Genomic DNA, 13091 nt, shown 5'->3' with positions numbered 1-13091 from the left:
TTTCCCACCTCGGAATTGATGTTTATAGACGCAAACGGGCAAGGACCAGTGCTATGACGATGTGGGTTTTCGGATATGGATCGCTGCTGTGGAATCCGGGTTTTCCGGTGGCCCGCAGCGAACGCGCCACACTGAACGGTTATGCGCGGTCCTTTTGCATGAGCTCGATCCACCATCGCGGTACTGAAGACCATCCTGGTCTGGTTCTGGCGCTGGACGAACAGGCCGACGCCAATTGCAAGGGGCTGGCTCTGGCGGTTGAGGCAGGACACGAAGACCGCACCCTGCATGAATTGCGCGAGCGCGAGCTGATCTCGTCGGCCTATGTCGAGAAAATGCTGGACCTGCACCTGGACAGCGGCGAGGTTGTGAATGCCGTGACTTACGTGATCGACGCCCATCATGTGCAGTATTGCGGCGGTATCCCTCTGGAAGAGCAGGCCCAGATAATCGCCCATGCGGTCGGCGGGCGGGGGCCAAACACCGAATACCTCTATAACACCGCCGAACATTTGGCCGAGATCGACCTGCGCGACCCCGATCTTGAGTGGTTGGCGCAACGTGTGCGTGATATCACCGCATAAACCCTTGGCGTCACCGGTATAAGTTCGCTAGATTCAGCGTAGAGCAGGCAAAAACCGGGAACCACGCGCATGGCGCAGGCACATCAGGGCGCGAGACCTCATTTCTCGCATCCCATTCGACAGATTGTGATGATGTTGGTCGCAATAGGTCTGGCCGGGTTGGGCGTCTTTATGGCCTTGCCCTATGTGATGCCGGTGATTGAGGCCAACCCATACCTGAACGGCTTTATTATCTTGGTGTTCATCATCGGTGTTTTCGCCTGTTTTTTTCAGGTGACCCAACTGATCGGCTCTGTCCGATGGATCGAGGCGTTTGTGGGCGGTGTTGTGCGCGAAGATGCCCGCACACCGCAATTGCTGGCACCGTTGGCATCCCTGCTGCGCGAACGGGGCGCGCGGTCTCAGATCAGCTCAACCTCGACACGGTCCATTCTGGATTCAGTCGCAGAACGGGTCGAGGAAGAACGTGAGATCACCCGTTATATCACCAACGTCCTGATCTATCTGGGTCTTTTGGGTACGTTCTTCGGGCTGGCCACCACGGTTCCCGCCATCGTGGACACAATCCGCAGCCTTAACCCGCAGGAAGGTGAAGAGGGGCTGGCCGTGTTCAATCGCCTTATGGTCGGGCTGGAATCGCAGCTGCAGGGCATGGGCGTGGCCTTCGGGTCTTCGTTGTTGGGTCTGGCTGGCTCGCTGATCGTTGGTCTGCTGGAATTGTTTGCGGGCCATGGACAGAACCGGTTCTACCGCGAGCTTGAGGAATGGTTGTCCTCGATCACCCGCGTTGGCTTCGGGGCCAGCGATGAAGGTGGCGCTGAACTGGCGGTTCTGACGCCAGTATTGGATGCCATGTCCGAACAGATGAACGCGCTGCAGGATCTGTTTTCAGCGCAAGAGGCTGATCGCGCTGCGGTGTCGTCCAAACTGGGCCAATTGGCGGATTCGATCGGCGAAATGAACGTGCGACAGTCCGATACCGAGGGCGTGACAGCTGCCTTGGAACGGGTTGCGCTTGGGCAGGACGCCCTGCTGGATCACATGCGCGAACAGGGCGCTGGAGACGGGATAGACGCCGAAAGCCGTATGCGCCTGCGCTCGATGGATGTGCAGTTGCTTCGTATTCTCGAAGAAATCTCGGCTGGCCGTCAGGAAAGCATGAGCGAGTTGCGCAAGGATATCGAATTGCTGGTCAAAGCCCTTACCTTACCCCGAGGCGCCGTGCGTACTGCTCCGGAAGGAGAGTAATCCATGGCTCTGTCCCGACGCACCGGTCAACGGTTTCAAGGTTCGGTCTGGCCCGGTTTCGTGGATGCGATCACCGGGCTCCTGATGGTGCTGACATTTGTGCTGACGATCTTCATGGTCGTGCAGTTTGTGCTGCGTGAGACTATTTCCGGGCAAGAGGACGAACTGACCGCCTTGTCGGATGAGGTTGCTGCGCTGGCCGGAGCGTTGGGGCTGGAAGAACGGGAAAACAGCCGGTTGCAAGCGCGGTTGGGTGTGTTGAACTCGACTCTGTCGCAGGTAGAGAACGAACTGGTGCAAGCGCAGATCCAACTGACCGATTTTGAGGCTCAGGTCGCGGCCCTGCTGGTAGAGCAGGAGCGTGCACAGGGTCAAATCGCCGAGTTGGTTGATGAGCAGGGCGCGTTGAATCTGGCCTTGGCGCAAAGCCGCGCTGAGATCGATGAACAGACCGAAGCCGCGCGTCTGGCTGCAGCGCAACGCGAGGCGCTGGAAGCCTTGGTTGCTGATCTGGAACAAAGCGATGCGTCGCAGTCCACGCGGATTTCTGAGCTAGAAGAACAACTGAGCACCGAAGAGGCTGCCAAGCTGGCTGAGGCCGCCGCCGCCGAAAATCTGCGCAACCGATTGCTGAACGCGGATGCTGAACTGACGGCCATGACCTTGGCGCTGGAAGCGCAGCGGAAAGAGGCTGAAGAGACCTTGACACTGTTGGCCGCTGCACAGGCTGCAAAAGCCGAATTGGAACGGCAGTTTGGGGCCTTGAACGCAGAAGAATTGCGAGCCCAGCTTGAGGCGGCTTTGGCAGCTCGAACCGAGGCTCAGGCAGAAGCGCAGGAACAACGCACATTGGCCGAAGAACGCGCGGCCTTGCTGGCCGTTGCGCGTGATACGCTGTCGAATGAGCAGGCGATCTCGGAAAAAGCGCAGCGCGAAACGGCATTGCTCAATCAGCAAATGGCGGCACTGCGCGAACAATTGGGTGGGTTGCAGGCGTTGCTGGACGACTATCAGGAGCGCAATGCGGCCGCCGATATTCGTATCCAGACGCTGGGTCAGGACCTGAATGCAGCGTTGGCGCGGGCCGCCTCGGAAGAACGTCGCCGCCGACTGCTGGAAGAGGCCGAGCGCGTTCGCCTAGAGGCCGAGGCCGAAGAACTGGCAGCACAGGCCGAGGACCTGCAGCGTTACCGTTCCGAGTTCTTCGGCCGTTTGCGTGAAGTTTTAGGCGATGAAGAGGGCGTACGGATCGAAGGGGACAGATTCGTTTTCTCATCCGAAGTACTGTTCGATACGGGTTCGGCTGTTTTGTCGCCGGTCGGGCAGCAAGAGGTCGCCAAGGTGGCCAATATCCTGCGCAGTGTAGCGGCAGAAATTCCCGAGGGTCTGAACTGGGTCATCCGTGTCGATGGCCACACGGACAACGTACCTCTGGCCGGGACGGGCCGGTATCGCGACAATTGGGAACTCAGCCAGGGCCGGGCGCTTTCGGTGGTGCGATACATGGTCGAAGCGCTGGGTATCCCGCCGAACCGGCTGGCCGCCAACGGGTTTGGTGAGTTCCAGCCTGTCAATCCCGCCGATACCCCCGAAGCCCGCGCCCAGAACCGCAGGATCGAGTTGAAATTGACTGAGCGTTAAATCGCTACAATGGGCTTTTTCAGGCAGACGAAAGTGGCTTCGATCCGCCGCAATTTTAGCTCGCGCTGGGTGAAAGGCGAGTGTGATGCCCCTATATCTGCACCATAGGTTGAGCAGGTACGGATTTGAACAAATTGGCAGTTGAATTGCAAAGCGCGGTTGATGAAGCCCTGCAAGCACCTCATCGGCGTGTGGCCCGGTTTGAGACCTTAAAAGGAACCCCGTTTTGGATGAAGCGCATTGAGCGGTCTGCGCCTCTGCTTTGGCTGGTAAAGGGAACTCCGAATATGGCGTTCGACCGGGACCGGTGTTCACATCATTTCCTGTGGCACAGCGGTGTGCCAGTCCCGGCAATTGTGACCGAAGGTACGGACTACTTTGTGCTTGAAGATGCTGGCGCCAGTCTGACTGACATCTGCAAGTCTAACTCTTTGACCGCTGAGGAAAAAGAAAAGGCATGTCATGCGGCGGGGCAAGCGTTGGCACGCTTGCATTCAATCGACCTAGCCCATGGGCGCCCGGCTTTTCGGGATATGTGCTGGGACGGGCAGCGAATTCGTTTCATTGATTTCGAATATTTCGTGCAAACCAGGGCCGGGCGCATTCGCAAAGCCAGGGACGTTGGAATCGCGTTGTTGTCCGCTTTGTCTCAGAGTTTCGACGGGCTGCGTTATGCTCATGTCTTTCTGTCGGCCTATCGCGCTTTACGGCGCCGTCGATCAGAGTATATTCACAGCCCGCATCCGCAGCGCACCAAATAAACATAAAAAAACCCGCCAATGAAGGCGGGTTTCTTTCTGAATTACGATGCAATCAATCCGCGGTCAGCAGCGGGGGCTTGTCCCCCGGAATGCGCGGCTGATCGGGGCCAAAGATTTCCAGGTTCAACTCGCCCTTCTTGACCGAGACACGGACCACACCACCCTTGGCCAGCTTGCCGAACAGCAGTTCTTCGGCCAGAGGTTTCTTGATGTGTTCCTGGATCACGCGGCCCAAAGGACGCGCGCCCATCTTGTCGTCATAACCCTTGTCGGCCAGCCATTCGGCGGCTTTGGGTGTCAGGTCGATGGTCACATTGCGATCCAGCAATTGCGCCTCAAGCTGCAGGACGAATTTCTCGACCACTTGCAGGATGACCTCTTTCGGCAGAGGTGCGAATGAGATTACGGCGTCGAGACGGTTGCGGAATTCCGGCGTGAACATGCGTTCGATCGCAGCGGTATCCTCGCCCTCGCGGCGGTCACGGGCAAAGCCAATGGCGGCCTTGGCCTGTTCCTGCGCACCCGCGTTCGACGTCATGATCAGAACCACGTTGCGGAAATTCACCGTGCGGCCGTTGTGATCGGTCAGCTCCCCGTGGTCCATCACCTGCAGCAGGATGTTGAACACGTCCGGGTGGGCCTTTTCGATCTCATCCAGCAGCAGCACGCAATGCGGATGCTGGTCGACGCCGTCAGTCAGCAGACCACCCTGATCGAACCCGACATAACCCGGAGGGGCACCGATCAGACGGGAGACTGCGTGTTTCTCCATATATTCCGACATGTCAAAGCGCAGCAGTTCCACGCCCAACGTATCTGCCAACTGTTTGGCCACTTCGGTCTTACCCACACCGGTTGGACCAGCGAACAGATAGTTGCCGATGGGTTTTTCTGGTTCGCGCAGACCAGCACGGGCCAGCTTGATTGCGCTGGAAAGCGCCTCGATAGCTTCGTCCTGACCAAACACCACCCGTTTCAACGAAGTTTCCAGATCTTTCAGAACCTCCGCATCGTCCTTGGTGACGTTTTTGGGCGGAATGCGCGCGATCTTGGCAACGACGGCCTCGATCTCTTTCACACCGATGGTCTTGCGGCGTTTGCTTTCTGCGACCAGATGCTGTGCGGCACCGGCCTCATCGATCACGTCGATGGCCTTATCTGGCAGTTTGCGGTCGTTGATATAGCGCGCCGACAGTTCTACGGCGGTTTTGATCGCATCCGCAGTGTACTTGATCTCGTGATGCTTCTCAAAATAGGGTTTCAGACCGCGCAGGATTTTTACGCTGTCTTCGACCGAAGGTTCATTCACGTCGATCTTCTGGAACCGGCGGCTGAGCGCGCGGTCTTTTTCGAAATGTTGACGGAACTCTTTATAAGTGGTCGAGCCCATGGTGCGCAGCTTGCCGCCCTGCAGGGCAGGTTTCAGCAGGTTCGACGCATCCATCGCGCCACCCGAAGTCGCACCGGCACCGATCACGGTGTGAATCTCGTCAATAAACAGCACAGCGTCGGGGTGATCTTCCAATTCCGTCACGACTGCTTTCAGCCGTTCCTCGAAATCACCGCGATAGCGGGTGCCCGCAAGCAGCGCGCCCATATCCAGCGAATAAATGGTGGTGTTCGACAGCACATCAGGGGCTTCGCCGCCCACGATCTTGTGGGCCAGACCCTCGGCAATGGCGGTTTTGCCCACGCCCGGGTCACCCACCAGCAGCGGGTTGTTCTTGCGGCGACGGCATAGCACCTGAATGCAGCGTTCCACCTCGTCGGCGCGACCGATCAGGGGGTCGACATCGCCTGCACGCGACTTGGCGTTCAGATCGATGCAATATTTCCCCAGCGCGCTTTCTTTCTGATCACCATCAGTGGTGCTGGATTGAGCCTCTTCCTCGACCTGATCCGCGCCGGAAACTGAGCGGTTTTCGCCATATGCCGGATCTTTGGCCACACCGTGTGCGATGAAATTCACCGCGTCATAGCGCGTCATGTCCTGTTCTTGCAGGAAATAGGCCGCGTTGCTTTCGCGTTCAGCAAAGATAGCGACCAGTACGTTGGCTCCGGTCACTTCGGTGCGGCCCGAACTTTGCACGTGGATCGCGGCGCGCTGAATCACGCGCTGGAAAGCGGCGGTTGGTACGGCCTCGGACCCATCAATGTCGGTGACCAGATTGGACAGGTCTTCGTCGATGAATTCGACCAAAGTGCTGCGCAATTCTTCCAGATCGACGCTGCAGGCTTTCATGACGCGGATGGCGTCGGGTTCTTCCAGCAGCGCCAGCAGCAGATGTTCCAGCGTTGCAAATTCATGTCGCCGTTCATTCGCAGCCGCAAGGGCCGCGTGGATGGCTTGTTCTAAAGTGCTCGAGAATGAAGGCACGCGGGTGCTCCTCTATCTTGGGTCGAAAGGGGCAGGATGTGGCCCCGGTTCAACCATGTCCTCATACTAATAGAGTTTGGTTGATCGTGGCCCGGCTTCAAGGGTTTTCTTTCACTTGACAGTCACATTTCCTGTGACCGTGGCCGTGAAGAGGGCGAAATAGGCATTAGAAGCGGTCTTTTCTAGCCCTGATTTCGGCAAATACTGCAGCCGGTTCGGCGTTTTCCATACCCAGATTGGCCTGAATCGACGCATCAGTGGCACGCAAGAACGGGTTTGTGGCCTTTTCCAGCGCCAGGCTCGAGGGAACCGTAGGTTTTCCGGCGGCGCGGGCGGTGTCGATATCCGCCATGCGTTGCTGCAGTGCGGCATTGCCCGGATCGACCGTAGTGGCGAAATTGGCGTTGGATTGCGTATATTCGTGACCCGAGTACACGATTGTTTCGTCAGGCAGTGCGGCCAACTTGGAAAGAGACTCCCACATCTGCGGCGCGGTCCCCTCGAAAAGGCGACCGCAGCCCAGGGCCATTAGGCTGTCAGCGGTGAAAACAGCAGAGCTTTGCGGCATGTAAAATGCAACGTGGCCGACTGTATGGCCCGACACATCCAAAACCTGCACCGGTTCGCCGCCAATCTCGAACGAGTCGCCCTCGGCCACTTGTTGGTTCAACGGGGGCAGGCGGTGGACGTCGGCAGCGGCACCGAAGACCGTAGGGGAGTGTTTTTCCAGAATACCGGTCAGCCCGTCGACATGATCCCAATGATGATGGGTCAGCAACACGTGACTTAGAGTCCAGCCGCGGGCGTCCAGTTCTGCCAGAATCGGCCCAGCTTCGGGGGCGTCAATCAGGGCGGTCTGGCCACTGGTGGCGTCATGCGCCAGAAAAGCATAATTATCGCTGAGACAGGGGATGGTTACGATCTCAAGAGGCATGGCCTTTTGCCCTTTCGTTGCTAGACTGCGCCCAGCTAAGCCGATTGACCGGGTGTCCGCAATGCATCTTGATGTGCAGGATCTGAGGAATTTCTACTACCGCAGCACATTGGGCCGTGCCGCGCAGGCCGCTATTCGTGGACGGCTGACGCAGTTGTGGCCCGAGGCCAAAGGTCAGACCGTAGTAGGCTTTGGCTTCGCGGTGCCACTTTTGCGGCCATATCTGGCAGATGCACGCCGGGTGATCGGCTTGATGCCGGGGCCGCAGGGGGTCATGCCCTGGCCTGCCGGTATGCCCAATGTCTCAGTGCTGACCGAAGAAACACTCTGGCCCATTGAAACCGGGCACGTAGACAAATTGGTCGTGATGCACGGGTTGGAGACCTCAGGCCAGCCCAGCGAATTGCTGAACGAATGCTGGCGGGTTCTCGGACCAGGAGGGCGCGCGATTTTCATTGTGCCGAACCGGGCCGGGCTGTGGTCGCGATCAGATCGAACGCCCTTTGGATTCGGGCGCCCGTATTCGGCGTCGCAGTTGGAGAGCCAGCTCAAGGCGCATCACTTCATTCCCGAAGGCCACTGCTCGGCCCTGTATATGCCGCCATCGTTTCGCCGGTTCTGGTTGAAATCGGGCAGTCTGATCGAAAAAACCGGTCAGCGCATGCCAACGGTGATGGCCGGGGGCGTGCTGATGGTAGAGGTCACCAAGCACATCCGCCCCCCCAGCGGCACCGTCACAAAAGATACCGAACGTCGCCCGATCAAGGCGCTAGATGGACTGTTGAAGCCAGCATAATTCTTGTGTCGATTTGGGACGTTTCAACGCCCGAATTTGCGGGAAATAGGTCACAGGAATCGCAAAAACCTACACTTTCGTAACATTTTTCCTGCCTTCCAGCCGGATAAAAGGGTCGCACCCTCCGTAAGTAATTGAAACAAAACATTTTGTGGATAAAGTGCTTGCCGTGATAATATATTGCTAGCTTGGTTCGGCTCTGCTACATCCCCGGTGATTTTGATCCCCGGCCGTCTGGGCGGGGTTTCCTCACGCCCCCGTGGTAGCGGCCGCTACTCAAAATCGGGGCCTCAAATATCGGAAGGGTGGACGTGTCCGAACCAGCTTCGATTTCCACTGGCATTGCTGAACGCTATGCCACCGCGATCTTTGAGATCGCCAAAGAGAATAATGACCTTGCAGGTCTGGAAACCGGCATCAACGATTTGGCAGCAGCTTTGGGCGAAAGCGCCGACTTGCGCGACCTGATTGCATCGCCGCTGGTATCCCGCGCCGAACAGGAAGCAGCGATTACCGCGATTGCCGACAAGATGGGTCTGCATACCATCCTGCGCAACACGCTGGGTCTGATGGCCGAAAAGCGCCGCCTGTTTGTTATTCCGCAACTGGTGCAGGTACTGCGCGACATGCTGGCAGACGAACGCGGCGAAGTGACCGCCGATGTCGCCTCGGCCAAGGCGTTGACCAAGACCCAACTGGATAAACTGTCCAAAACGCTGTCCGAGCGTGTGGGCAAGACCGTGACAATCAATGCGACCGTTGATGAAAGCCTCATCGGCGGTCTTGTCGTTAAAGTGGGCTCGAAAATGATCGATAGCTCGATCCGTTCGAAGCTGAACTCCCTACAGAATGCAATGAAAGAGGTCGGATAAATGGGAATCCAAGCTGCAGAGATTTCTGCAATCCTGAAGGACCAGATCAAGAATTTTGGTCAGGAAGCCGAAGTGGCCGAGATTGGCCGCGTGCTAAGCGTCGGTGACGGGATTGCCCGTGTATACGGCCTGGACAACGTACAAGCCGGTGAGATGGTCGAATTCCCCGGTGGCATCATGGGCATGGCGCTGAACCTGGAAAGCGACAACGTCGGTGTCGTTATCTTCGGTTCCGACCGTGACATTAAAGAAGGTGACACCGTCAAGCGCACCAACTCGATCGTGGACGTTCCGATCGGTGACGAGCTGCTGGGCCGTGTTGTTGACGGTCTGGGCAACCCGCTGGACGGCAAAGGCCCGATCAACGCAACCAAGCGTGGCGTCGCAGACGTTAAGGCACCAGGCATCATCCCGCGTAAGTCGGTTCACGAGCCGATGGCAACCGGCCTGAAATCGGTTGACGCGATGATCCCGATTGGCCGCGGCCAGCGTGAGCTGATCATTGGTGACCGTCAGACCGGTAAAACTGCCGTTGCTCTGGACGCGATCCTGAACCAGAAAGTGTACAATGACGCAGCAGGCGACGACGAGTCGAAGAAACTGTACTGCGTTTACGTTGCCATCGGTCAAAAGCGTTCGACCGTTGCGCAGCTGGTGAAGAAGCTGGAAGAATCCGGTGCGATTGAATACTCGATCGTTGTGGCCGCAACCGCGTCCGACCCGGCACCAATGCAGTTCCTGGCACCCTACGCTGCAACCGCGATGGCCGAATACTTCCGAGACAATGGCCGTCACGCGCTGATCATCTATGATGACTTGTCTAAGCAGGCTGTGTCCTATCGTCAGATGTCGCTGCTGCTGCGCCGCCCGCCCGGACGTGAAGCCTATCCTGGCGACGTTTTCTACCTCCACTCGCGCCTGCTGGAGCGTTCGGCCAAGCTGAACGAGGATTTCGGTGCGGGCTCGCTGACTGCTCTGCCGGTTATCGAAACTCAGGGTGGTGACGTTTCGGCGTTTATTCCGACCAACGTGATTTCGATCACCGACGGCCAGATCTTCCTGGAAACCGAACTGTTCTACCAGGGTATCCGTCCTGCTGTGAACACCGGTCTGTCGGTTTCGCGTGTGGGCTCTTCGGCTCAGACCAACTCGATGAAGTCGGTTGCCGGTCCGGTTAAACTGGAACTGGCTCAGTACCGTGAAATGGCTGCGTTTGCTCAGTTCGGTTCCGACCTGGACGCCGCGACCCAGCAGCTGCTGAACCGTGGTGCGCGTCTGACCGAGCTTATGAAACAGCCGCAGTACTCGCCGCTGACCAATGCTGAAATCGTCTGCGTCATCTTCGCCGGTACCAACGGTTACCTCGACAAGATCGACGTGTCCGATGTTGGCCGTTACGAAGCTGGCCTGCTGGCGCACCTGCGTGGCAAGCACGCGGATCTGCTTCAGTGGATCACGGACGAAGATCCCAAGATCAAGGGTGACGCTTCCGATAAGATCAAGGCTGCGCTGGACGAATACGCCGCAACCTTCGCTTAAGGGAGAGGCGGGCATATGCCAAATCTTAAGGACCTTAAAAACAGGATCGAGTCGGTCAAATCGACCCGCAAGATCACCAAGGCCATGCAGATGGTCGCGGCTGCAAAACTGCGCCGCGCCCAGGAATCTGCCGAAGCCTCGCGCCCCTATGCCGAACGGTTCAATGCCGTGATGGCGGGGCTGGCGGCGTCGGTCGGGGGCAGCGACAGCGCCCCCAAGCTGCTCCGTGGTACGGGCAGTGATGATGTCCATCTGCTGGTTGTCATGACAGCTGAACGCGGCCTGTGCGGCGGCTTCAACTCGAACATCGCCAAGCTGGCCCGCCAAAAGGCGGACGAGCTGCGCGCCAAAGGCAAGACGATCAAAGTTCTGACCGTCGGCAAAAAAGGCCGCGACGCGCTGAAGCGTGATTTTGGCGATCTGTTCGTTGGACATATCGACCTGAGCGAGGTCAAGCGTCTGGGTTACACCAATGCGCAAGACATCGCGAAGGACGTCCTGTCGCGCTTTGACGGGGGTGAGTTCGACGTTGCCACGATCTTCTATTCGAAGTTCGTCAACGTTGTGACCCAAATCCCGACGGCACAGCAGGTCATCCCCGCCTCGTTCGAGGAAACCGAGGGTGACGATAGCGGTGCTGTTTTCGACTACGAGCCCAGCGAAGAGGCCATCTTGGCCGACCTGCTGCCCAAGGGGGTTGCAACCGCGATCTTCTCGGCCCTGCTCGAAAACGGAGCGTCTGAACAGGGTGCACGGATGTCCGCAATGGACAACGCGACACGCAACGCGGGTGAGATGATCGACAAGTTGACGATCCAATTCAACCGCTCGCGTCAGGCCGTGATCACCAACGAGCTGATTGAAATTATTTCCGGCGCCGAAGCGCTGTAAGAAAACCGGAGACAACAATATGGCGAATGCAAAAGGCAAAGTCACACAGATCATCGGGGCCGTCGTCGACGTGCACTTCGAAGATCAGCTGCCTGAAATTCTGAACGCGCTGGAAACCGAAAACAACGGCAAGCGTCTGGTTCTGGAAGTTGCCCAGCACCTGGGTGAAAACACTGTCCGCACCATCGCGATGGACGCGACCGAAGGTCTGGTTCGTGGCGCGGAAGTCACCGACATGGGCGCGCCGATCTCGGTTCCGGTTGGTAACGCCACCCTGGGCCGCATCCTGAACGTCGTTGGCGATCCCATCGACGAGAAGGGCCCTGTTGAGGCAACCGAATCCCGCGCCATCCACCAGCCTGCACCGACCTTTGCAGAACAGTCGACCGAGTCGGAAGTTCTGGTCACCGGCATCAAGGTTGTGGACCTGCTGGCCCCTTACGCCAAAGGCGGTAAGATCGGCCTGTTCGGCGGCGCCGGCGTTGGTAAAACCGTTCTGATCATGGAACTGATCAACAACATCGCAAAAGTGCACTCGGGCTTCTCGGTGTTCGCGGGTGTTGGTGAACGGACCCGTGAAGGGAACGACCTGTACCACGAGATGATCGAATCGAATGTTATCAAGCCGGACAACCTGTCGGAATCGCAGGTGGCCCTGGTTTACGGTCAGATGAACGAACCTCCCGGAGCGCGTGCGCGTGTTGCTCTGACCGGCCTGACCCTGGCCGAGCAGTTCCGCGACCAGTCCGGTACCGACGTTCTGTTCTTCGTCGACAACATCTTCCGCTTTACGCAGGCGGGTTCCGAGGTTTCGGCTCTGCTGGGTCGTATTCCTTCGGCGGTGGGCTACCAGCCGACACTGGCCACTGACATGGGTGCCCTGCAGGAACGCATCACCTCGACCAAGTCGGGCTCGATCACCTCGGTGCAGGCGATCTACGTGCCTGCGGACGACCTTACCGACCCTGCGCCGGCAACCTCGTTCGCTCACTTGGATGCGACTACCGTTCTTAACCGAGCGATCTCGGAAAAGGGTATCTACCCTGCGGTTGACCCGCTCGACTCGACTTCGCGTCTGCTCGACCCGGCCATCGTTGGCGAAGAGCATTATCAGGTTGCGACCGATGTTCAGCAGATCCTTCAGCGCTACAAGTCGCTACAGGACATCATCGCCATCCTTGGCATGGACGAGCTGTCGGAAGAGGACAAACTGACCGTGGCCCGTGCCCGTAAGATCGAACGCTTCATGTCGCAGCCGTTCGACGTGGCGCAGGTCTTCACCGGCTCGCCGGGCGTTCAGGTTCCTCTGGATGTCACCATCGCGTCGTTCAAGGCCGTTGTGGCTGGCGAATACGATCACCTGCCCGAAGCGGCCTTCCTGATGGTTGGCGGCATCGACGAAGTGATCGCCAAAGCGGAAAAGATGGCCGCAGAAGCCGCCTAAGGAG

11 protein-coding genes are annotated in these 13091 nt (G+C 58.2%); 9 read left to right on the top strand and 2 right to left on the bottom strand.

Annotated elements, in window-relative coordinates; genetic code table 11:
• The first annotated feature begins 53 nt into the window (after nucleotides 1–53).
• The 4 genes from ACR0M2_RS04950 (at nucleotide 54) to ACR0M2_RS04935 (ending at nucleotide 4234) form a co-directional block, all read left to right on the top strand.
• Complete coding sequence (locus ACR0M2_RS04950; RefSeq protein WP_170374217.1) at nucleotides 54–584, top strand: gamma-glutamylcyclotransferase; 531 nt, start codon at nucleotides 54–56, stop codon at nucleotides 582–584.
• A 69-nt stretch (nucleotides 585–653) separates the two neighbouring features.
• A complete protein-coding gene (locus tag ACR0M2_RS04945; protein ID WP_170347812.1) occupies nucleotides 654–1832 on the top strand; it encodes a biopolymer transporter ExbB in 1179 nt (392 codons plus the stop codon).
• A gap of 3 nt (nucleotides 1833–1835) precedes the next feature.
• Nucleotides 1836–3473: a peptidoglycan -binding protein gene (locus ACR0M2_RS04940; protein ID WP_480704165.1), complete on the top strand. Its 1638-nt coding sequence runs from the start codon at nucleotides 1836–1838 to the stop codon at nucleotides 3471–3473.
• A 230-nt stretch (nucleotides 3474–3703) separates the two neighbouring features.
• Entirely contained in the window at nucleotides 3704–4234 is a 531-nt protein-coding gene (locus ACR0M2_RS04935) for a phosphotransferase (protein ID WP_480704164.1), read from the top strand.
• A 52-nt stretch (nucleotides 4235–4286) separates the two neighbouring features.
• On the opposite strand, the gene clpA is transcribed toward ACR0M2_RS04935, so the two are convergent.
• Nucleotides 4287–6611, bottom strand: coding sequence for an ATP-dependent Clp protease ATP-binding subunit ClpA (gene clpA, locus ACR0M2_RS04930; RefSeq protein ID WP_170408964.1), 2325 nt, complete (start codon nucleotides 6609–6611; stop codon nucleotides 4287–4289).
• Nucleotides 6612–6777: 166 nt separating this feature from the next.
• Entirely contained in the window at nucleotides 6778–7545 is a 768-nt protein-coding gene (gene gloB / locus ACR0M2_RS04925; RefSeq protein WP_480704163.1) for a hydroxyacylglutathione hydrolase, read from the bottom strand.
• 61 nt (nucleotides 7546–7606) lie between these two features.
• Between gloB and ACR0M2_RS04920 the strand changes: the two genes are divergently transcribed.
• From ACR0M2_RS04920 to atpD, 5 genes are all read left to right on the top strand, one after another.
• On the top strand, nucleotides 7607–8341 hold the full coding sequence (locus ACR0M2_RS04920; protein WP_480704162.1) for a methyltransferase domain-containing protein: 735 nt from the start codon (nucleotides 7607–7609) through the stop codon (nucleotides 8339–8341).
• 311 nt (nucleotides 8342–8652) lie between these two features.
• A complete protein-coding gene (locus tag ACR0M2_RS04915) occupies nucleotides 8653–9213 on the top strand; it encodes a F0F1 ATP synthase subunit delta (protein WP_170347818.1) in 561 nt (186 codons plus the stop codon).
• On the top strand, nucleotides 9214–10752 hold the full coding sequence (gene atpA, locus ACR0M2_RS04910; protein ID WP_170347819.1) for a F0F1 ATP synthase subunit alpha: 1539 nt from the start codon (nucleotides 9214–9216) through the stop codon (nucleotides 10750–10752).
• A 15-nt stretch (nucleotides 10753–10767) separates the two neighbouring features.
• On the top strand, nucleotides 10768–11643 hold the full coding sequence (locus ACR0M2_RS04905; protein WP_058280013.1) for a F0F1 ATP synthase subunit gamma: 876 nt from the start codon (nucleotides 10768–10770) through the stop codon (nucleotides 11641–11643).
• 19 nt (nucleotides 11644–11662) lie between these two features.
• Nucleotides 11663–13087: a F0F1 ATP synthase subunit beta gene (gene atpD / locus ACR0M2_RS04900; RefSeq protein ID WP_170347820.1), complete on the top strand. Its 1425-nt coding sequence runs from the start codon at nucleotides 11663–11665 to the stop codon at nucleotides 13085–13087.
• The last annotated feature ends 4 nt before the right edge of the window (nucleotides 13088–13091 follow it).

The organism is Ruegeria sp. BE10 (assembly GCF_056538905.1).
Note: the sequence above shows the minus strand (reverse complement) of the source record. Positions and strands in the feature narration are given on the sequence as shown.

Bases quoted from the DNA above. Each gene is read 5' to 3' on its own strand.
- atpA (WP_170347819.1), top strand. From the start codon at position 9,214: ATGGGAATCCAAGCTGCAGAGATTTCTGCAATCCTGAAGGACCAGATC.
- ACR0M2_RS04945 (WP_170347812.1), top strand. From the start codon at position 654: ATGGCGCAGGCACATCAGGGCGCGAGACCTCATTTCTCGCATCCCATT.
- gloB (WP_480704163.1), bottom strand. From the start codon at position 7,545: ATGCCTCTTGAGATCGTAACCATCCCCTGTCTCAGCGATAATTATGCT.
- ACR0M2_RS04950 (WP_170374217.1), top strand. From the start codon at position 54: ATGACGATGTGGGTTTTCGGATATGGATCGCTGCTGTGGAATCCGGGT.
- ACR0M2_RS04940 (WP_480704165.1), top strand. From the start codon at position 1,836: ATGGCTCTGTCCCGACGCACCGGTCAACGGTTTCAAGGTTCGGTCTGG.
- ACR0M2_RS04905 (WP_058280013.1), top strand. From the start codon at position 10,768: ATGCCAAATCTTAAGGACCTTAAAAACAGGATCGAGTCGGTCAAATCG.
- atpD (WP_170347820.1), top strand. From the start codon at position 11,663: ATGGCGAATGCAAAAGGCAAAGTCACACAGATCATCGGGGCCGTCGTC.
- ACR0M2_RS04935 (WP_480704164.1), top strand. From the start codon at position 3,704: ATGAAGCGCATTGAGCGGTCTGCGCCTCTGCTTTGGCTGGTAAAGGGA.
- ACR0M2_RS04920 (WP_480704162.1), top strand. From the start codon at position 7,607: ATGCATCTTGATGTGCAGGATCTGAGGAATTTCTACTACCGCAGCACA.